Origin of the sequence: Pseudoalteromonas sp. SG43-7, assembly GCF_014164295.1 — a bacterium.
Taxonomy (GTDB): domain Bacteria; phylum Pseudomonadota; class Gammaproteobacteria; order Enterobacterales; family Alteromonadaceae; genus Pseudoalteromonas; species Pseudoalteromonas rhizosphaerae.
On record NZ_JACJEY010000003.1, the window covers coordinates 154,788 to 176,212 of the forward strand.

General features: G+C 37.1%; 14 protein-coding genes and 3 tRNA genes. 11 read left to right on the forward strand and 6 right to left on the reverse strand.

The genetic code is table 11. The features are described 5' to 3' along the window. Positions 1-37: 37 nt before the first annotated feature. From H5200_RS02315 to H5200_RS02360, 10 genes are all read left to right on the forward strand, one after another. A tRNA-Lys gene (locus H5200_RS02315) sits at positions 38-113 on the forward strand. A gap of 71 nt (positions 114-184) precedes the next feature. Beyond that, positions 185-260, forward strand: a tRNA-Lys gene (locus tag H5200_RS02320). A 207-nt stretch (positions 261-467) separates the two neighbouring features. Beyond that, positions 468-1,508, forward strand: coding sequence for a quinolinate synthase NadA (gene nadA / locus H5200_RS02325; protein ID WP_149982565.1), 1,041 nt, complete (start codon positions 468-470; stop codon positions 1,506-1,508). Between the two features lie 148 nt (positions 1,509-1,656). Beyond that, positions 1,657-1,746, forward strand: a tRNA-Ser gene (locus H5200_RS02330). A 185-nt stretch (positions 1,747-1,931) separates the two neighbouring features. Then, entirely contained in the window at positions 1,932-3,176 is a 1,245-nt protein-coding gene (locus tag H5200_RS02335; RefSeq protein ID WP_182760836.1) for an integrase domain-containing protein, read from the forward strand. A gap of 331 nt (positions 3,177-3,507) precedes the next feature. Beyond that, positions 3,508-3,900: a TerB family tellurite resistance protein gene (locus tag H5200_RS24310; protein WP_182760837.1), complete on the forward strand. Its 393-nt coding sequence runs from the start codon at positions 3,508-3,510 to the stop codon at positions 3,898-3,900. A 2-nt stretch (positions 3,901-3,902) separates the two neighbouring features. Then, positions 3,903-5,399 (forward strand): hypothetical protein, encoded by a 1,497-nt coding sequence (locus tag H5200_RS02345; protein WP_182760838.1) that lies wholly within the window; start codon positions 3,903-3,905, stop codon positions 5,397-5,399. Between the two features lie 67 nt (positions 5,400-5,466). Continuing rightward, entirely contained in the window at positions 5,467-6,900 is a 1,434-nt protein-coding gene (locus H5200_RS02350; protein ID WP_182760839.1) for a hypothetical protein, read from the forward strand. Then, positions 6,900-7,154: a YkgJ family cysteine cluster protein gene (locus H5200_RS24435; protein ID WP_182760840.1), complete on the forward strand. Its 255-nt coding sequence runs from the start codon at positions 6,900-6,902 to the stop codon at positions 7,152-7,154. Before H5200_RS02350 ends, H5200_RS24435 begins: the two co-directional genes overlap by 1 nt. 19 nt (positions 7,155-7,173) lie before the next feature. Beyond that, positions 7,174-7,839 carry a DUF6998 domain-containing protein gene (locus H5200_RS02360; RefSeq protein WP_182760841.1) on the forward strand — a complete coding sequence of 222 codons (666 nt, stop codon included), beginning with the start codon at positions 7,174-7,176 and terminating at the stop codon, positions 7,837-7,839. Between the two features lie 276 nt (positions 7,840-8,115). On the opposite strand, the gene H5200_RS02365 is transcribed toward H5200_RS02360, so the two are convergent. Genes H5200_RS02365 through H5200_RS02390 form a run of 6 tightly spaced genes read right to left on the reverse strand, consistent with a single transcriptional unit; the run spans position 8,116 to position 20,312 of the window. Further along, entirely contained in the window at positions 8,116-11,286 is a 3,171-nt protein-coding gene (locus H5200_RS02365) for a type III restriction-modification system endonuclease (RefSeq protein ID WP_182760842.1), read from the reverse strand. Between the two features lie 11 nt (positions 11,287-11,297). Beyond that, a complete protein-coding gene (locus H5200_RS02370) occupies positions 11,298-13,160 on the reverse strand; it encodes a site-specific DNA-methyltransferase (protein ID WP_259399163.1) in 1,863 nt (620 codons plus the stop codon). A gap of 10 nt (positions 13,161-13,170) precedes the next feature. Then, the gene (locus H5200_RS02375; RefSeq protein ID WP_182760843.1) at positions 13,171-15,357 is read right to left on the reverse strand and encodes a hypothetical protein; all 2,187 of its coding nucleotides are present in this window, start codon (positions 15,355-15,357) and stop codon (positions 13,171-13,173) included. A gap of 21 nt (positions 15,358-15,378) precedes the next feature. Beyond that, a complete protein-coding gene (locus H5200_RS02380; RefSeq protein WP_182760844.1) occupies positions 15,379-16,146 on the reverse strand; it encodes a DUF4391 domain-containing protein in 768 nt (255 codons plus the stop codon). Positions 16,147-16,159: 13 nt separating this feature from the next. Further along, positions 16,160-19,435 (reverse strand): helicase-related protein, encoded by a 3,276-nt coding sequence (locus H5200_RS02385; RefSeq protein WP_182760845.1) that lies wholly within the window; start codon positions 19,433-19,435, stop codon positions 16,160-16,162. Then, on the reverse strand, positions 19,425-20,312 hold the full coding sequence (locus H5200_RS02390; protein WP_182760846.1) for a WYL domain-containing protein: 888 nt from the start codon (positions 20,310-20,312) through the stop codon (positions 19,425-19,427). The genes H5200_RS02385 and H5200_RS02390 overlap by 11 nt, the downstream gene beginning before the upstream one ends. 306 nt (positions 20,313-20,618) lie before the next feature. Here H5200_RS02390 and H5200_RS02395 point away from each other — a divergent pair, with 306 nt between their 5' ends. Continuing rightward, positions 20,619-21,338, forward strand: coding sequence for a hypothetical protein (locus H5200_RS02395; protein ID WP_182760847.1), 720 nt, complete (start codon positions 20,619-20,621; stop codon positions 21,336-21,338). The last annotated feature ends 87 nt before the right edge of the window (positions 21,339-21,425 follow it).

Here is a 21,425-nt window from a genome sequence, read left to right on the forward strand (position 1 = left end):
CGGCGGATCTACGCAGCGTGCTTAGGCACATCAGAGCGGGTCATTAGCTCAGTTGGTAGAGCAGTGGACTTTTAATCCATTGGTCGATGGTTCAAGTCCATCATGACCCACCATTCTTTATTCGTAGAATAGTAGAGTGGTTATAATCGGCGGATTTACGCAGCGTGCTTAGGCACATCAGAGCGGGTCATTAGCTCAGTTGGTAGAGCAGTGGACTTTTAATCCATTGGTCGATGGTTCAAGTCCATCATGACCCACCATTCTGGTTTATTCAATTTCAGTTTATCTGACTCCCAGTTAGTAAATTCATATCGCTTCATATAAAAAGCAAAAAACACTTACATAATCATCGTCAAGCTAAATATAATTGCGTTAATCAAATTGCTTTGCTCACCATTACTGTTATTTAGTTTTATATTCTCGTATAATCCGCCCCATAATTGCACTGTAGATTAAGTGGTCGAGAAATGAATTTAGCTCAAACTATTATGCCTGAAGGTTATATCTTTCCTCCTAAACCAGCTCCATTGAATAATGATGAGCAGGCGCAATACAAAGCACGTATCAAACAATTATTGATTGATAAAAATGCCGTATTGGTTGCCCATTATTATACTGATCCTGAAATTCAAGCGCTTGCAGAAGAAACCGGTGGTTGTGTTGCTGATTCGCTAGAAATGGCTCGCTTTGGTGCTAAGCACGATGCCGACATGATTATCGTTGCCGGTGTACGTTTTATGGGTGAAACAGCAAAAATACTGACACCGAATAAAACCGTGGTTATGCCAACACTAGAAGCAACCTGTTCGCTTGATATTGGTTGCCCAATTGATGAGTTCTCTGCGTTTTGTGATCAGCACCCTGATCGTAAAGTAGTTGTATACGCAAATACATCAACTGCCGTTAAAGCTCGCGCTGATTGGATTGTTACCTCATCGTGTGCCCTTGAGATTGTTGAGCACCTAGATGAAATGGGTGAGAAAATCATTTGGGGCCCAGATAAACATTTAGGTGCCTATATTCAAAAGAATACTGGCGCTGATATGATCATGTGGAATGGCGCATGTATCGTGCATGACGAATTTAAAACCAAAGCGTTAAAAGACATGAAAGCGCTGTACCCTGATGCTGGCGTTTTGGTTCATCCAGAATCACCAGCAGAGATTGTAGCGTTAGCTGATGCAGTAGGTTCAACCAGTCAATTGATCAAAGCGGCACAAACGATGAACAATCAAAAGTTTATTGTAGCTACAGATCGCGGCATTTTTTATAAAATGCAGCAGTTATGCCCAGATAAAGAATTTGTTGCCGCCCCAACGGCTGGCGAAGGCGCAACCTGTAAGAGTTGTGCGCACTGCCCGTGGATGGCAATGAACGGCCTCAAAGCGATTGAGGAAGCGTTATTAGATGCAACTGGCAAAGAAGTGTTTGTAGATATGGACCTTCGTGAAGGCGCACTCAAGTCGCTTAATCGGATGCTCGACTTCTCAGCGTCACTCCAACGCTAAACCAAGTTATAAAGATAAGGCCGCTGATACTGCTATCAGCGGCCTTTTTTGTTTGTTTACTAGGCAGTTAACAGGCAAAAGGGAAAAACACCTTGCACCGCCGCGTGCTATTTCATACTATTACGCCGCGTTATACATTAACGCCTGCGGTGAGGTGGCTGAGTGGCTGAAGGCGCACGCCTGGAAAGTGTGTTTAGGTTAATCCCTAACGAGGGTTCGAATCCCTCCCTCACCGCCATTATTCTATATTAAGACGTCTCATGACGTCTTTTTTTGTGCCTTCAGTAAAGTTAAATCAATATGTTAGCGTCTTTTCGGGTCCTATGGCATCCCATCCAAGCGCAGAGTTTTAGTATACCTTCTGGTATCCCAGCTTAAATGTGCCATACTCAGGTATACTATAAATAGTTAAAGTGTGACCTAATGGCAAGAAGTGTAAAGCAACTTACTGATACTGAAATTAAAAAGTCCAAACCAAAAGAAAAAGACTATGTTCTTTCTGATGGTAATGGGCTGCAATTAAGAGTGCGCAGTACAGGCGCTAAAACGTGGAACTTTAATTATTATCATCCAATTATTAAAAGTAAGCGTATTAACATGGGGCTTGGTAAGTACCCTGATATTTCTATTGCAAGCGCAAGAAAGTTAGCACAGGAAGCCAGAGAGCTAGTTGCTTTAGGCACTGATCCTAAAGAATACCGAGATGCAACCCTTGCTCACAAACGAGCAGAGGAAGAGTTAACACTAAATAAAGTAGCTTTAGAGTGGTTTGAGGTTAAAAAGCCTGATTTTACGCAAGCTCATGGCGAAGATATTTGGCGATCGTTAAATAACCATATACTGCCGGTTATTGGTAAATATCCAATTGGCAAAATTAATGCACCACAAGTCATAAAAATTTTAAGGCCTATAGAGGCTAAAGGTACTCTAGAAACAGTTAAGCGTTTGAGCCAACGATTAAACCAAGTGATGACCTATGCAGTTAATAGTGGTTATATTCAAGCGAATCCCCTTGCTGGAATAAAAGAAACATTTAAAAAGCCACAAAAGCAAAACATGCCTTCGTTAAAACCAGAAGAGCTGCCTGAATTGATGCAAACGCTTGCAACGGCGTCAATTAAACGAGTAACTCGTTTTTTGATTGAATGGCAGTTACATACTCTTACCCGCCCAGGTGAAGCGGCCGGTACTCGTTGGGATGAAGTTGATTTTGAGAATAAACTTTGGATTATTCCAGCTGAACGTATGAAAAAGCGCAGAGAGCATGCCATTCCTCTATCAAAGCAAGCTATAGAGTTATTAGAAGCTATAAAACCAATTTCAGGGCATCGAGACTTTGTTTTTCCGTCAGACAGAAACCCGAGAACTCATATCAACAATGAGACAGCTAATATGGCTCTAAAACGCATGGGGTTTGAGGGCCGTTTAGTAAGCCATGGCTTACGTTCGCTTGGAAGTACAACATTAAACGAGCATGAGTTTAATCCCGATATAATAGAAGCCGCACTGGCACATGTAGATAAAAACCAGGTTCGTTCTGCTTATAATAGAGCTGAATATATAGAAAAACGGAGAGAGCTAATGAATTGGTGGAGCGACCATATAGACAAAGCATCTCTAGGGTCTTTATCTGTATCGTTTACAAAGCATCTATCGAAGGTAGGTTAATAGACATAACTCATTTAGCTAAACAACAGTTGTTTCTCGAAATTTAAATGATGTTAGTTGGCACACGGTTTGTAATTTATTGCTAGACATAATTTTTATCGCGACATAGACTGAGTTTAGAAAAAGGATTTTACAAGGATGTTCATTGATGAACACTTTATTTATACCCCCTAAAAATGTAATAACTGCAGAGCAACCTGCTCGTTTTAAAAGTGTATTAGCTTACAAATCAACATTTTCAGTGTTTTGCCCTTATCCATAGTTATTAATTAATTTTAATGCTGGGCTTATTCATGCCTGAAAACATCATAATTTATAAAGGAATAATTCGGTGTTTATACAAAACCTCAATAAAGCTCAGCAAGAAATACTTCTTAAGTTAGCAAATGATTTAATGATCTCTGATGGTGTTATAGATCAGAGCGAAGAAGAATTGATTAGCTTTATTAAATCTCAGTGTACTGAAGGTGTATCTGAATTAGAAATGTTCAATCTAAGCGAAATCAAAGATGTCTTTGACAGTAAAAAAGCCAAAGTCTCGATGTTACTTGAGCTTATTGGACTAGCTCACGCTGATGGTGATTACGGTCAAGAAGAAAAGGTTTTTATCAATGAAATAGCTTCAGTACTAAACATAAATGAAGCTAATTTAAATGAGTTGGAAAATTGGGTTAGACGTCAACTCGATTTGGTGAACGACTCAGTTATGTTCATGGAGGAATAACTATGCCATTACCTTTATTTTTAGCAGGTGCAGCTATTATAGCTGGTGGTTACGGAGTTAAAAAAGGGCTAGATGCTAAGTCTGACTATGATGAAGCTGATAGCATTAATAAGAGAGCTAGAAATATATTTGATGATGCAGAAAGTTCTTTAAACTCAAAGCGTGAACAAGCAAATAGTTCAATGTTGGCTTTAGGAAGGACAAAATTCGATATATATGAGAATTCGCTATTAAGTTTCGTTAAAAGCTTTAGTCAAATTAAAAATATTAACTTTAATGACAGTGATATAAAAGGTCTAGAGTCATTACCGGGTGTGGATAAAGCTGATTTAGAAAGTTTAAGCAGTTCAGTATTATCAACTCATGATGTTTTGTCAGGAGGTGTTACAGCTCTTGGTACTGGTGGATTAGCTGGTTTGGCTGCATATGGTGGGGTTGGTTTCTTAGGCACTGCATCAACAGGTACTGCAATAGGGTCGTTAACCGGTGTAGCAGCTACTAATGCTACTTTAGCTTGGTTAGGTGGTGGTTCATTAGCTGCAGGTGGCTACGGTATGGCAGGTGGTGCTGTTGTACTGGGTGGCTTAGTTGCTGGTCCGGTATTAGCTGTTGGCGGTATGATGCTCGCTTCTAAAGCTGAAAGCGCAAAAATTGATGCTTATTCAAACCGTGATAAAGCGCTACTAGCGGCTGAACAGATGAAAACAGCTGAAGTAGTAACTGAAGGTATTCATCGTCGTTTTGAAGAGATTAACGATGTACTCCTCCGATTAAATAACTTCTTTACGCCTATACTAAAAGAGTTTTGTGCCCTAGTTGAACGAAATATTGATTATTCAAGTTACGCAGACAATGATAAAAAACTAGTTTTTAAGGTAGCTGCAACAGCAAAAAGTATAAAGAACTTACTTGAAGTTGTAATAATTAACGAAGATGGCAGCTTAACAAGTCAGTCAAACAATATTGCAAGCTTTGGAACGGCTCTTATTGAAGGACAGCATCCAGATCTAGCAAGTTTAGAATCAAACATTGAACACGTTGACTTAAAGAAAGAGCCTGAGCCTAAAAAGGATTTAGAGCACTATATCCGTGAGGTAAGTAGTCATATTGATGATCAAAAGTGGGTATATGCTTTATCACACGGTAAAAAGCTTAGAGATAAAACCGCAGCAGCTGTAAAATCGTATGCTCATGAAGACTATGAAGTTGATAGTGATTATAAGAGTGAGCCTTATGGTTTATTAGTGCTTATTGATACAACTCTTTTTGGTAGTGCCAAAGATGGTTTTTTCATAACTGACACGCATATTTATGGCAAGCCTTCTTACAATGATCGATTTAGCATTGAGATTAAGAAAATTAAATCAATAAGGGTTGATGAAGATGACAGAGAGTTGGCCATAAATGGTGACTATTATGGCTACACACACACTGAAATTACTCCAGCGATGAAGCTAATTGTGAACGCAATTAAAAAGTATTTAGAGCAATTTAAGTAACCTGTTATTCGAGGGGGATACTGACCCCTCATATCTTTTAAATATACTATCAATTAATAAGCTGCTTATGGACAATACAAACTCTTCAGCGTCTATTTTGGGTGGGATCTATTCTCAACATTTAACGCAAGATATAACAGAGCGAACATATCGGATATTCGGTGATGCAGACCAGCTATCTCAGTTTGCATCTAAATGGCAAAATGTAGCTGCTGATAAGTCTCAAGGTCATATATTTGAGCAGTTAGAGACTATAAAATTTAACTTTGATGCCTTAAAAAAAGATAGCGACTTATATGCTAAAACCACTGCTAGTATGGGTTTACCCACAGATCCAGTTGACATTATAATTTCTAACGGTAAAAAAACGATACGAGAGGTACAGGCAAAGTCCTGTAACAGCGCTGCGAGAAGTGTATTTGCATTATCTCAAGAAAAATACGATGAAATGCTACGCTTGGCCCCAAGTGATCAACACAGCAAAATAGAAGAGTTACTGAAGCAAAGAATAGAAAAAGGCACGCTCAAAGCAGAAGATTATGAACAGACACTCCGCAATCTAAAAAAGTCATTACAGCATGACAATATTGCTTCAGAGGGAACAACCTACCAAGAAGCACTAGATGCAACAAATAAAGAGCAAGCAGATAAAATTGCTAACAACTATAAATTCAAATCTGCTCTCACTGATATGCATAAATCAGGTATGAAAGCAGGAGCTGTAGGGGCAGGTATAACCGGAGGGATATCTTTATTAACTGAAGGTTACTCAGTAATAAAAGGTGAGAAAGATATTGCAGAAGCCTCTATAAATACAATAATTAATAGCGCAAAGGGTTTTGCTACTGGTTATACCGTTACTGCTATCAGTAAGGGTATAACGCATTCTTCTTCGCATTTCTTAGGCGAACAATTAGCTAAAAGTATAACGAGATCATCTGCGCCTGTTGCAATCGCTGTTGGAGTAGTTAATACAAGTAAGCACATAGTATCTTATTTAAAAGGTGATATAGAACTAGAAGAGTTAACCGATAATATAAGTCATACAGCTATAACGGGTACTTCATCTTTTTACTATGGTGTTTTGGGCCAGTTAGCGATTCCAATTCCTGTAGTTGGCGCCTTAGTAGGGGCGGGAGTTGGTTATTTTATCGGGAATATGATCCATCAATCTGGCTTAGTTGCATTAGGTGATAGTGCAGTCGTTAAAGCATCGAAAGAGCGCAGAGACCAAATACGCGCTATTTGTTTAGAAGTCATTCCGCAAATTCAAAAAAATAGAGCTGAGCTTCAAAGCTTACTTGATGAACACTTTGCAGAAAGAAAACATATATTTGACTCGACATTTTTAGCTATGGATTTGGCGGTAAGTAATACAGAACCAGATCAGTATATAGATGCTTTAAATTCTTTAAATGAAAGATTTGACTGTGAGTTACCATTTCAAAACTTTGCCGAATTTGATCAATTAATGCAATCAGATCAGAGTTTTGATTTTTGATGGATTTCCCATGTACTAAATGCGGTAAATGCTGCTCAAACGTAAATTTATCACCTATTACCAGTTACCTGGATAGAGGTGATGGTACTTGTGAGCATTTTGATGATAATACCAAACACTGTAAAATTTACGATAATAGACCTGAAATTTGCCGAATAGAATTACAGTTCAATAAATACTATAAAGAAAGGTTCAGCTGGAACGAATTTATAGCAATAAATTTAGATGTGTGTGAAAAGCTACCTGAAAAGTAAAAATAAATAAGGAAATAAAATGGCTTTAACACAAATGCAAATTATTCAGTCTCTTGGTGATGCAATGAGTTGGTTAGAAAGGGAGTTGAGCTGGGATGTACCTCCAACTGAGCTTAGGCATTTAACTGGGAGAATAGGGGAGCTGTACGCAGCGCTTATAACAAATGGGCGTATGGCAACGGAGGTTAACCAGGCGGGGTATGATGTAGTATCAAGTACTGGTGAGCGTATATCAGTTAAAACAACAGGTAGGATGCATACAAGCGGCCATATAAGCTTTAATACAAACACGCTTGAATTAGTTGATCGTATTATTATTTTAAGAATCAATACAGACGAAATGCAGGTAGAGACTCTACTTGATGCGCCAGTTGAACAAGCTAGATTGCTAATGAGTGATGCAGCAACGGGTAAAAGCTGTATTACAATGCGCAAGTTAATAAATTCACCGGTTAAGCCACGTATTTTATTAAATGTAAAAGAAGCTATATGGCGTAATTACAAATTGATAGAGCTTGAAAACGGCACCATTGAAGTATTTTTAAATGATGGGCTTGTAACACCAAGTAAGCCTTACTTACGTGATATTGCTAAAGAGTTAGGGATTTCAATTTTCAATGGCAACGGAAATCCATTTAATACCCGGCAGTTGGGGTCTATGTTGATTAAAGAGCTAAGTGAATAAAGTAGTTGTTTTATTACTTAACCATAAACTAAAATTACTTTCTTTATCAAACTACAAGGATGTAAAATGTCGGCTTTTAGTTGTCCAGAATGTGGATGGTCTTTTAAAACTCCTTCAGAACAAAAAGGCCATAATAAAAGATGTATTAGAAGGGTGAACCGGATCTGAGTTAACAAACACAGATCCATTTTATTCTTTAAGGGACAAATCCCCCAGTGCTAGATCTCGTTTAGTTAAAAAGCCAATACCACTCACCTGTGATACTGGCTTTTACTTCTACAGATGAGTCGAAAATGTATCGTAGTTATCTGCTTTAACAAACTTAGCTGGGTTGTCTAGCTCTTCACCGTTAAGGCCTTTGCTTAGAGCTTTAAAGTGCTCGATGCCGCAGTTAATCTTAGCTTGCTCAGATGCTCTAATATCGTCAGAGAATATGCTTGATTTAGTTTCTACAACAAAATAAAGCTGCTCACCTTGACCATCATCTTTATCAATTAATACTGCCCAGTCTGGGTTGTAACTGCCAAGTGGCGTATCAATCTTGAACCAAGCGGGTAGCTTGGCATAAAGCTTAACGTCTTCTGCACCTTCAAGTTTTTCTGCAAATAGTTTTTCAGTATCAGAGTCACAAACTACATAGTCATAAACTGATTTTTCAGCTTCAACCATATCCTTTAGATAACCCGTTAACTCTTCTTCTTGGAAAAGCTCTTGAGCATAATATTCATCATCACCAATGCGTTGATAACTAATGCCATCAATAATCGCTAAACGCATTTGCTTTTTAATTACTTCACCAGCTAGTTCAATGAACTTTTGAGGGTTGTTTTTAAATGCTTCTAATTTATCTTCAATACCCAATAAAATATCAATTATTGTTTGGCGTGTTAAATTAGACTGCTCAGCAAGATAAGTAACAATATCAGGGAGTTTAAAGTTACGGTTACGATAATATTGAATCTTCGTTTTTTCATCGTAAGTTTCTAGTTCTGCTTCAGTTACTGCCACTTTTACTTTTTTGTATTCAAATTTAGCGCTGGCAACTGCCACATTAGCTCTAATTTCTTTAATACAATTTTCAATAAGCACTGCTTGGCTAAATTTAACTCGATAAGTTGTTTTGTATTTTATTTTGTCCCACAAGGCTTTAAAGTCAGGGCCTAAAACAATTTGCTTACCATCGTGATCTTCAGTCAACTTAGCCGTTTTCTTTTCTTCGTGCTTTTTGATGCTTAAGCCTTTAGCAACTTTAGTCAATGTCGCTACTATGGCTTCAGAATAAGGCTTTGCAGATTCAGGTAGATTAACGTTTCCAGTTTCGATATCAGCTTTTAACGCATCCTGAATTTTACCCTTTTTATCAATATAGCCATGATCCAATAGGTGGTTATAGATCTCTTCAGACTTGCTAGCACCTAAAAACTCTTTTTCACCATGTTCACCTGAGACAGGAATATTGGCAAACTGATGAGAAACTACTGAGCCAAACTTTATCCCTTCTTCTTTTTCAATCTCATCTTGAAGCGTTTTAACCCATTGTTCATATGACTCATTCGCCATAACCGTAAGGGTATTAACTTCAAAGCCGTAAGGTGCACGTTCACCTGACTGATCTACTGCTAGGCGCAAGCCACGGCCTATTTCTTGTCGCTTCTTATTTTCTGAGATAGTTTCATTTAACGTACAAATTTGAAAAACGTTCGGGTTATCCCATCCTTCTTTAAGCGCTGAATGACTGAAGATAAAGCGAAGCTTTCTATCAAGTGAAAGTAACTTCTCTTTATCTCGCATTATTAGGTTATATGCAGATTCATCGGCAGCAGTTTTACCACCTTCACCTTTAGTTATTTTAGAATCAGCGAAAAGCGGATTACCTGAGGCATCTTTTTTCTTGTCTTGTGCAAAGTAACCATCATGCACTTCACTCGCTAGCTCTTTGAGAGCCTGGTCATTTACAACATAGCGTTGATCATCCTGGTCCCAAATATCAGGGTATAAAATACGGTATTTAGGCTTTTTAACTAACTTAGTAAACTCTTCTTCAAACCAAACCGCAAACTTACCAGCAACTGCCACACCATCTTTAGAATAACCACGATAGTTAGCTACTTTATCAATGAAGAATAAGCTTAAAACCTTAATGCCTTTTCCACTAAGTAGTTGTGAATGTTCTTTTTGCTCAGCCCCAGTTGTGATTTTATTATAAAACTTAAGCTCTTTTTCTAGATGCTCTTCAATGGTTTTTGCTACTTGTATACGCTTAAACGCATCTTGGTCAACTTCGCCAATAGCTTGACCGACATAAATAATATGCTCGCCATTGTTGATATCAATATATGAATTACCTTCCTCACAATAGATTTCATCAATCACTAAGCCCTCGTAAACACTGCGATTACCTGATAGCTGAAATAAGTCATTCACATCGCCGTCTTTTATGATGATTTGTTTTGCTGGTTGCAGTTTCCCTTGCTTACTTTGAGCATCTATTTCTATCTTCGCAGATATGGGTGACTTCTTATTATCAACACTAATCAGTTTTATGTAAGCCTGGTTATGGCCATCTTTAACATCTAATGAGGCAACTTCAATTTGCTTAACCAATTTACGCGCATAAGCATCGATAGAATCAAGTTTATAAAGCATATTATGAGTTTCAGTTAAGGTTGCAGAATAACGGAAGGTACATAGCGGGTTTAAACTCGCTATCGCTTTTTTACGATTAGCCGTAGACGCTACCGATTGGGGCTCATCAATTATTACAACGGGATTGGTTGCTTTAATAAACTCAATCGGCTTCATACCATTTAAACGATCATCTGTACGATGTATTAAATTAGCTTTTGTTTCTTTGCTAGGGTCTGTGAATGATTTACTAAAGGCATCGATATTAATCACCATGATTTGAATATAATCATTGGTAGCAAAGTTACGTACCTGATCACGTTTTGATGAATCGTAAACAAAGTAGTCGTATTGAACATTTTTGTAGTCTTTTCTAAAATGATCTTCAGTGATTTGCAGTGACTTATAAACACCTTCTTTGATCGCTACAGATGGTACAACAATAATAAATTTTGTTAACCCGTAGCGCTGATTTAGCTCAAAAGCACTTTTTAAGTAAACGTAGGTTTTACCTGTACCCGTTTCCATCTCAATGGAAAAATCTAAACTTGGTAATGCCTGCTTCGCATTTTCAGCTTGCTCTAAACCACTTAGCAGTTGAACATTTCGGGTGTTTTCATATATTTCTTCCGGCAACAAAGTTAATGCATTAGCATGGCCAATATCGTTATTTTGGGCAAAGAAATCCATTTGCTCATTGGTAAAGGCATTATCAGCAACAGTAAAGTTTGACTGAAATGACTCTTGCCCTTCAAATACACCTACAACAGCATTGATTGCTTCTTGCTGATGGGAGAGATCTGATCTAAATTGTATCTTCATCTTATCTCCCCTTAAATACTTTTAACGTCTTCAACGCCGTGTTGTTTAAGGATTTGCACTGCATTGGTTTTTACATTGTCATCATTAGCAAAGCCTTCATCTTTAAATACCACTTGGGTACTTTCTGGCTCTAGCTCATCAATTAACGCTGCAATACCTTCAACAACAGCTTCTGTAATGTCATCGTCTAAACAGACGATTAAAGCTCCAACGCCTACAACGAAGACTTGCTTACCTTCAATGACTTCTTCTTCAATAAATGTTGTTAACTCAATACCGTATTTAAGTAGAATTTCATACAATACATCTTCAGGTTCACGGCCTGTTTTAATTGATTTTGCTGCAAGTTGTAAAGCCGGTGCTAATTCATCAAAATCAGCATCCCAACGACGAATGTTGGTTTCATCTAACTTGAAGTACTTACAGCCTTCATTTGGATAAATCTTTGTAACTCTTTTAATCCTGTCAAAACTAATATCTGCAATAGTTCTATAGCTATCTTTATAAGCTTGGCTTTTACTATCTAGCACCTCAGGAAGCTGAACCATAATAAACTTTCTTCGAACGTCATCTATATTATTTAAATTGCAAACGGCATGAGCTGTAGTGGAAGAACCAGCAAAGAAATCAAGAACGATGTCACCTTCGTCTTTAGATGCAATTTTTATTATATGTTCAATCAAGCGAGTAGGCTTTGGTCCATCAAAATAACCTTTATCATCAAATAGCTTCTTTAGTTCTTGACGACCCTCTTGGTTATGACCAACATCTTTATGGAACCAAATTGAATTTGGTCTTAAACCATCTTGAACTTCTGATAAAAATGTCTTTAGACGTGGTGTTCCATCTCCTTTCATCCCAAACCAAATTCGGCCATCTTCAACCAATTCTTTAAACCTATCAGGGTTGACGCTCCAATAGCGCCCATCAGGTGGAAAACACTCTCTCCCAGAAGGCGTAGTAATTTGGTATTTAAGTTTGTCTGAACCAGATTTTGCAGATAAAACCACTGAAGTCCAAATTCCTCTAGGATCGTTATCAGGATTACCATAACCGGCTGGAACTTCTTCGCCTCTAGGTAGTAAATTAAGAGTCCATCCATTATCTGAAGTTGATTTAGCATAACAAAGGATATGATCATGCATAGTTGAAAAATATCTTGCATCATTAGCTCTTGCAAACTTCTTTTGCCATATAAGGTTACTTACAAAATTATCTTCACCAAATACTTCGTCACAAATTGCCCTAAGGTTTTTTTGCTCTACGTCATCTATTGAAATAAAAATCACTCCGTCTTCTTTCAGCAAATTTCGAGCTAGTTTCAACCTAGGATATATCATTGAAATCCAGTCAGAATGATATCTCCCAGATGTGTCTGCATTAGTACTTAGCCTATTTCCGTCACTATCTACCTGGCCTGTTTGCTCGAAGTAATTTTTTATATTTTCATGAAAGTTATCTTTATAAACAAAGTCTTTACCTGTGTTATAGGGGACATCAATATATATAACTTTAACTTTTTTGTGGTAGGACTTTTGTAATAACTTCAACACTTCAAGGTTGTCACCTTCGATAAATAAGTTTTCGGTGCTATCCCAATTTACGCTGTCTTCTTTGCAGGGGCGCAATGTACCTGTTGATGGTGTTTGTGCTATTTGACGGGCTCTATTCTTGCCATTCCACGTAAAGTTATAACGCTCATCTGAATCATCAACTGCTTCTCCTAAAACCGCTTTTAAGGCATCAAAGTCAACCTTGCCTTCGCTAAATACATCAGGGAAAATTTGCTTTAATTGCTCGATGTTAGCATCGGTAATATCAAGGCTTTTAGACTCAGCTGATTGATTGCTTATCTGTTCCATTGTTGATTTCATGTTTGTTGCCTTATTCGGTATCTGATAATTGTTTGATTTCTGCATACAGTTGGTAAAGCCTATGAGCAGACATATCTAAAATGGGTTCGTACATAAATGAGTTAAGATGAATATTCTCAGGCGTCATCAGGTTTACCTGATCAAGCAATGCTTTAGTTGTTAGTTCACCTGGAAATAACTCACAAAATTTATTAAATAGCCTTCTGGTTTGGTCTTTAGTGATAGCCAAAACGAACGCACTGTCGTTAATTTTACTGATCATAAATTCTTCAGATTTTAGACGAATGGCGATGGCTAATATCACCTTATTTTCTAACTCTATTGCATCGGTATTACCTTGCAGTAGCTCTTCGCTTTTAGCATAAACCATGTCTTTTAATACGTTATCTTGATTTGGTAATGCTAAGCCTTGTTGATCTGCAAAGATGTCTTTATAGATGCTTTCAAGATGAGATACCTTAATATCGCTAGTATCTGGTTTTATGTGTAATAAAGAGGTTAACGTTGTGTAGTGCGCCTCATGGCCGCAGTAATCAGCTATATTTCGTGCAAATGGAATACTTGCTAATAAGTAACCGATATTAGTTGCTAGCTCTTGTTTCCACGCGGAAAAAACATCGTTTTGATATCTTTCTTGGGAAATGTCTGTTGTATCTACACAGCGTGTTGCCATTAATCTGTTTTTGCGCTTAACGCCCACTCTACTACTGATTATTCGGTGAAAATCAAAATTATGAGTCAGTGAAAATAGGTGGAAGATATCTATTCCAGCAATGTCTTGTAAATATTCGACAATAGCGTATTTGTTTTTATAATCGAATGAATCTGCAATATCATCAATGACGATAATGGTTGAGACTGCTTGCTGCTTTTTAACCTCGACCTCAAATAACACATTAAGAATGTACAATGCTCGTTTTTCACCCTGGCTAAGCGCTTCAATTAAGCTTTCTTGGTTTACTATTTCAGGAGCGCCACGTCCGTCATTAAATTCAAACTGAATTGTTGGAGCCTGGTTATTTAAAATAACGTCATCTTGATTGTTTACGCTTAGTTTAAATGGCACGGTAAAACGTTCATTAAACGTATCAACTACAGCTGCCCAGGTTGCTTGTTCGGCTTTTGCTTGTTGAATAATACCTTCAACCACAGCTTGGTTATTTTGGTAGGTTGTTACTAAGTCATCCCATAAATTTTGGTGCGCTTGTAAGTAGCTTTTAATAACTATTTTTTTGAATTGCGGGATATCTTGATAATCAGCGAGTAACGTCTTGTTTTCGGTAATAAAATCTCTAAACGCTGCGGTATCTTTTGTTTTAAGCTTGTCGTCTATTTTTGCAAATTGCTGTTTTAGGTCATCGCTATTAAGCACTTTTTCTTGCTCAGCTTGTAATATTAAATTTAGCTGATCTAAATCTTCAGCCAATTGAGGCTTACCATCTACTGATATATTGACACTGTGTTTCGCCTTGAAAAAGTCAGCATCGCCAAGGCTTTTAGATATTGTTCCGGCTTTTTGATGGTTGAAACTCTTTGTTAAAACCGTTGATTGGTCAATTAATTTATCGTAAGTATCGACATAATCGGATAATTCTTTTGCAAAGTCGCCTTTGGCCATTTCCGCTAATACTTTATCGTTAAATAAGTCAGCAAACTTAAAACCCGTATAGCTGCTGTAATCAGGTAATGTTTCTTGGTGTAGCTCCGCTAGTAACTCTAAGAATACCTTTTCAGACTTCCCAAAAATTTCACAGATTAACTTAGGAAAAGCATTGATAGCAACGCCTTTTTTACCTGCTGTTTTTGCTATTGCTTTAACTAGATTGGTGCGCTTTTCATCAACTTCTTTTAACGCAGTATCATATTGTTGCTTTAGTGTATCGTTGACTAGCAGTGTTGAAAGTTGCTTAGAGCTATAACTTTCATTGTATGACTCAATCACCATTATTTGCTCAGGAGTGATAGAGATATTATCAATTGTAATATCTCTTTTAGTCAAACGTTCAGGAAAGATTAAATCTTTGGTTTCATCTTCATTAACTACGTCAATAAAGGTTTTAGCAAGTGAGGTTTTTAACGTGCCATTTGGCGCATAGAGTGAATTAACACCATCGTTATTTGCTGATTTTGTGAAATCAAACTCTTTATTTAACTGATTTATGCCATAGCAATTTTCTAAGGCTAATTTAAGTTTCATAGGGTTCCTTGTTATCAGCTATTAAAGCTGTTCCTTAAGTTGTTTAATTTGTTTTTTTATTGCTCTTGCTTGAACATTTAACTTAACTTTATTATTCATTAAGCTTTCAGCTTTTAACTTGTTGCGCAAGCCATTTAGCTCTGTTTCTAAGCTTTTTAATTGTTCAAGAGTTTCTGTTACTTGTGGGCTATCGCTGGTTTGTTGGTGGCTACCGTATACACCGGTAAAATTCGCAGATTCTAAGCGGTTAAATTTATTAATAAAGTCGCTATATAAGTCATATAAACTTACTGTTGAACTATTACTTAATGAAAAGTCATTAATAAAGCTTTGTTGAATAGATTCTAGTGGCTGGTTTAACCAGCCTGTATCAAATTGCTTTTCTATGGTTAACTTGTGGCTATCAGCCTGATTAATGCGTTTGTCGGCAACACTTAATGCTAGTGATTGCTCATGCACCACTAAAAGCAGTGTTGGGTATGGGATATTAGTGTGTAGCAATTTACAAAGCTGTTTTGTTTTATTTAAACTTTTAACTTTTACCTGCAAAATAGCTATTTCAAGATATTCTCTAACACCATCTTCAAAGGTTGGAATATTGATTGTTTCAGGTTTAAGCGTATATGCCCAATCGATTGATTTGAGTACGTCTTTGATAATACTTTTGTCATTACTACTGAGCTCAGTATTATCACTCAAGGTTTTTTTCGGGATCTTAACGCCCAGCTTAGTTTCATTAGGTAACTTAAGGTTAGCGATTAGCTCTGTTAATAACGAGTTATGATTCATAAACAATTACTACCTATAGAACAACTACATAGCTAACAACTTCAAAGTCATTAACTTGTTGTGTTGAACTTGATGTTAAGGTAGTTCCACCACGACTAAACAAGCTTGCTGCACCTTTTTCTTCACTTTTACCGGCAATGTCTTCTACTGCTATCTTTAATAGGCGTTGGTAAAGTGACATATTAGTATTATTTTCGGTATTTTGATTAAACAAATCGTTTGCCTCATCTAATGAATTTTCATTTTGTAGTGCCGAGAATTTTTTAAGCAGGTCAAGCATATGTTTAGCCTGAGTAAATGAATAAACAACTTGTTCTTCATCTGATACATAAACCAAATAATAGGGTGATAGTGCATAGCTATCATCTACTTGCACATTGCCAGTTTTATCTTTTAAGCAAAAAATAACACCTGGTATTAAGTCATCAGCAATGTCTTTTAATTCATTTTGAGTGCTGTCAATTTTGATCGGTGCGTATAAGCCTGTTGGTGACTGCTCTAAAAGATCCAAATGATTTTTCATGAAATCTGACAAATCCATTCTAAAGTCATTTAGTGTTAAATCGGTTATGGATACACCACCTGATATTTCTTCTAGATCAACAACTTGGTTTTGAAGTTGCTCAAGCTGTTTTCGACGGTAATCAAGATCATTCATTTCGCTAGCGGTTTGATCAATTACGTTTTCTTCACCTGTTGCTGATATATCAAGTAATACCATTCTACCGCTCACTCGAGCTTCTAAGTTTATGTATTCATCAAGCTCCATGTTTGGCCAGAAGTTAACAAGCTGAATTTTGTCATTAACAGAGCCTAAACGGTCAATTCGTCCAAAACGTTGAATAATGCGAACTGGATTCCAGTGAATATCGTAGTTCACTAAAAAATCACAATCTTGCAAGTTTTGACCTTCAGAAATACAATCGGTGGCAATTAATATATCTATTTCTTGTTGGAATTCAGGAAATACTTTGTCTCGTTCTTTAGAGCGCGGTGAAAAGTGAGTCAGCATTGAGTTAAGATCTGCTGTAACACGTTTGCCTTGGGGATCTTTCAACGTAGTATCTGTTTTTTGTCCTGTAATAATGGCTGATTTTATTGAGAACTCGCTATCAGCCCAGTTAGCTATATCTTTATATAAATACTCAGCTGTATCAGCAAACGCGGTAAAAATAATAACTTTTTTATTTTTACCATTTATAGGACTGTTAACTTTTTCAATGATTGTGTCTTTAAGTGCTTTTAGCTTTGCGTCTTTGACTGCCGTAATGCGATTAGCTTCATCAACTATCATTTCTAAAAAAGCTTTGTCGGCATCGAGGTCTTGTGCGTAGCGAATTAAATCCATATCTTGTAGACGCACTTTGGTTTTTTTACCGACCATATATGGCGCTAATTCTGGGTTTTCTAACTCAAAATCATAAATTTCTTCAATAGGCGGAGCAACAAAATCCTCTGTTAATTCAGATGTGATTTTAGGTGCTAAATTTTCGTTAAAGTGCTCAATTTGACTCAAAATACTTGTTACTTGCCCAAGTAGTTTACCTGAGGTTAAGTGAAAGGCATGAATAGAACTTTCCATACGCTTGAGTAAGTTAATTCGCATTAAGTGAATTAAACTTTCTTCACGATCTACTTGTTTAAAAGTAGAAGAACCTCCCTTTACTTTTTGGTCGTATCTTCTCGCATATTCGGCCTGTTTTTCGACTCGCACATACTTCATAGGTGAATAACAAGCTAAGCTCAAACGTCTTATCGTGTCGTTCACTTCTTTAAGTGGCGGGAATTCGCCATTGAGGTCGATATCTGATTTAACATTCTTTGGTAATAGCCTTGTTGGGAATTTACCGATATCAGCAGTGCCGTAATACTTTTCAATGTGCTTTCGAGATCGTGCAATTGTATAAATATCTAATAATTTAAAATAATCAAAGTTAATGGTGTCTAGCAAATCTTGTGCTGTACGCTCTTCCGGCGGCTGCTTTGCCCAAGCATTAAAGTGGGTTTGCGCCTTTCGAAGTGTAGCCTCAATGCTGTTGATACCATATTCATTAAGAGCACTATCGTTGGCTTCTGTAATGAAAGCCACCTGGTTTTTCATGTCATTTAAGCGGTTGTTAACTGGGGTTGCAGATAGCATTAATACCTTGGTTTTGGCTCCACCTTTAATAATGTCGTCTAAAAGCCTTTGGTAGCGGTTTTTGCCTTCTTTTTTGGAGTTATTGTTACGAAAGTTATGACTTTCATCAATAACAACTAAATCATAGCTTCCCCAGTTTAAAGTTTCTAAATTTATTGTTCCTGAATATCCTTTATGTCGGCTCATATCGGTATGATTGAGTACATCATAGTTGAACCGATCATCAGCTAATAAATTTCGTTTATCGTTTTGGGTGTAAACTAACCAGTTGTCTCTGAGCTTCTTTGGGCATAGAACTAATACTTTATCATTTCGCAATTCAAAGTATTTTATTACAGCAAGTGCTTCAAAGGTTTTACCTAACCCAACACTATCAGCAATAATACAGCCACTGTATTTGTTTAACTTATCTATGGCACCGAGAACACCGTCTCGCTGAAATTTATATAATTTATTCCATATAATTTTGTCTTTAAAGCCTATTCTTGTGTTTATTATATTTTCTTCTTGTAACTCACCAATGAAGTCTTTGAAAAGGTTATAAAGCGTGATGAAGTATATAAAATGAGGACTTTGATCTTGGGTTAATTGGTTAAGCTGAGTAAGAAACTCATCTTTAGCGTTTACTACTTGGCCTTTGGCATTCCAAACCATATTGAAATACGATAATAAATCTTCAGATTGTGGGGCTGGTGTTTTTGTGATCATGTCAAAGCCCGTTGATTCAACTAAGCCCATACCAGAACCGTTAAATTGCGCACCATCGATTGCGGTTAATTCAGTACCTTCATTTGCAATAATGTGTTTACCGACTGCCCCTGGTTGACTCACCAGTTTAACTTTTGCTTTTTGATCAAGCCATTGAGCAAACTCTTTCGCTATTGATTTTTGGTTAAGCTGATTTCTAAATTTAGTTTCATATTCTCCCCCTAAAAGAGATCCAAAAGGGGAAATTGCGTTATCGATATTGCCAAAACCTTTAAACTGGGAGAAGAGTAATCTTGCACTTTTAAGTTTATTTAATTCGTCCTTGAGATCATCAAAAGCATATATTGAAAAGAGACCAGTCATTACAGAAAGTTTGTCACTTGGTGATAAAGTAACGGCTAAGAGGTCCTTTACTTTTGATGTTGTGTTATCAATTAACATAATTAGTTTCCATACTTAATGCTATCTCAATATCTTTAAGATTAAGTTGTGATTTATTGCTTAAGTGCAGCTGGTAAGTGTTACAGTTTAATGTGCCTTGTTCGGTACAGTCTACGCTCCACTGCCTAAGCAAATAACCGAGTAGAGCGGCTCTTACTTCTAGTTGTAACTTCCCGTTTTCCATTGCGTAATCAAGCTCTATTGCTTTTGGGTATTTTAGCTTAGGGTGCGGGGTTAAAATTATATCGCAAATGGTGTGCCATTGGGTGTCTTTATCTGCAGACTCTTCAGGTTTAATGAGTGATTGCAGTATTTTTGGGCATTCGATACGCGTGGTCACAAAGTCTCTGAATTCTTGATTTGATCTATCAAATGCACGCACATGCCAGCGTTTACCGTTATTTACAATAGAGTGGGGCACTAATACTTTTAAAGTAGTGCCAGAAGTTAATGATGTATATTGGCACTCTAAAGCGAGCTTAGAAGTAATAGCACGCATTATAGTGGCGATTGTTTCGCTATTTGGATGTATTAAGCGGGTTGCATCTTGGCAGTAGCTACTTGGCTGAATATTACTTGATAAGCCATCACCAAAACCACGGCATAAAGCGCTGAGAATACTCTCAGCGTTATGTTTGAATAAAGGTTTAAAGCTTTCTAGCCGGTGGTAGCTTTTGGTTGTATGGCTTAATACTAAATTTTGAGGGGCAAGCTCTTTATAGGATGCTAAATCGCGGGTACACGCAGCTAAGCCAGTTTTAAATCGCTGAATTAAATCAGCCCTTGCAACTTGGCCAAAGTACTGCAGATTAAAGTCAATGAACGCTAAGCGTTCCCTCTGCGCATGTGTGAGTGCATCCAATGCTGTACTAGTCATATAAATATTAATTTATTATTTTGTAGCAACTATATCAGCCAAATTTAAAGATGCAATCAAAATGAGTTAGTGTGGTTTGTTTATCAAATAATTATAATAAATATTTGACATGAAATGTTTTTGCACTTAAATTGCGTTTCAAGGGCAGAGGCTTACCTGCGGTTTGTAATGTACTTCTTACAAAACAAAGCACTCGAATCGTTTTAAAAAACACCTACGATAGACACTTCATTCTTGGACTTAGTAGCCAGAAGTACGCCGTTTAACATATACAACGGGGCTTTAACTATTTTTTAAGGTTATAGAATGAAAAACAATACCTCAGTTCCATTAACATACATCCCTTTAGACAAATTTCATATACTTCCTGTAACGGGTTTAACACCAGATAACTTAAAATACTCAGCTAAAAAAATTATTAAAGACAGAGAAAAAATATCTCCTACCACAAGGCTTAATATACTAGCTAAAAGCCTCGGTATTAAGGGTGGTTTTGCTAACTACGCAAATGAGTTTGAAGAAAAGCTTAAGCCATTTATGGCAACACATAAGTTGCGCAAGCGAGTTAATTTACTTGAGCATAAATACCGTGGAATGCAATTAGGCTACACGCAATTTACCCACCAGCAAGTATCTGAAAGGCTGTTTTACTCAAAAGGACAGGTGCCGAGCAAGTTATTTACTGGGCACGACTTCGATTTTTCAGATGTTTTAGCTTGGGATATGCATGAGCTAAATGCAGCGCTTGAGATTGATAAAGACTGGAAAAGTATAATTACTGACGATATTCATTTAAAGGTTTTCCGTGATGGCTATGATACAGCCCAATTAAGTGAGCGCCAACAAGAGCTTTTATCCCAAGGGTTATCAGCAAAAATAACTCTTATGGTGGTCGATAAATCAAGCCTACCAAGTTTCATAGACTTTATCACTGATGATAAAGCTCAAGACGCTACTCCAACTGCAGTTAAACACAAAGAGATAGTAATGATCCGCACCACCAGTTTTGGACACCTAATTAAGTGAGTACAATCACTAATGAGGTGAACCATGACAAACAAGAAAAAACGTATTCTCCATTCTGCTGAATTTAAAGCAGAAGCACTGAAACTA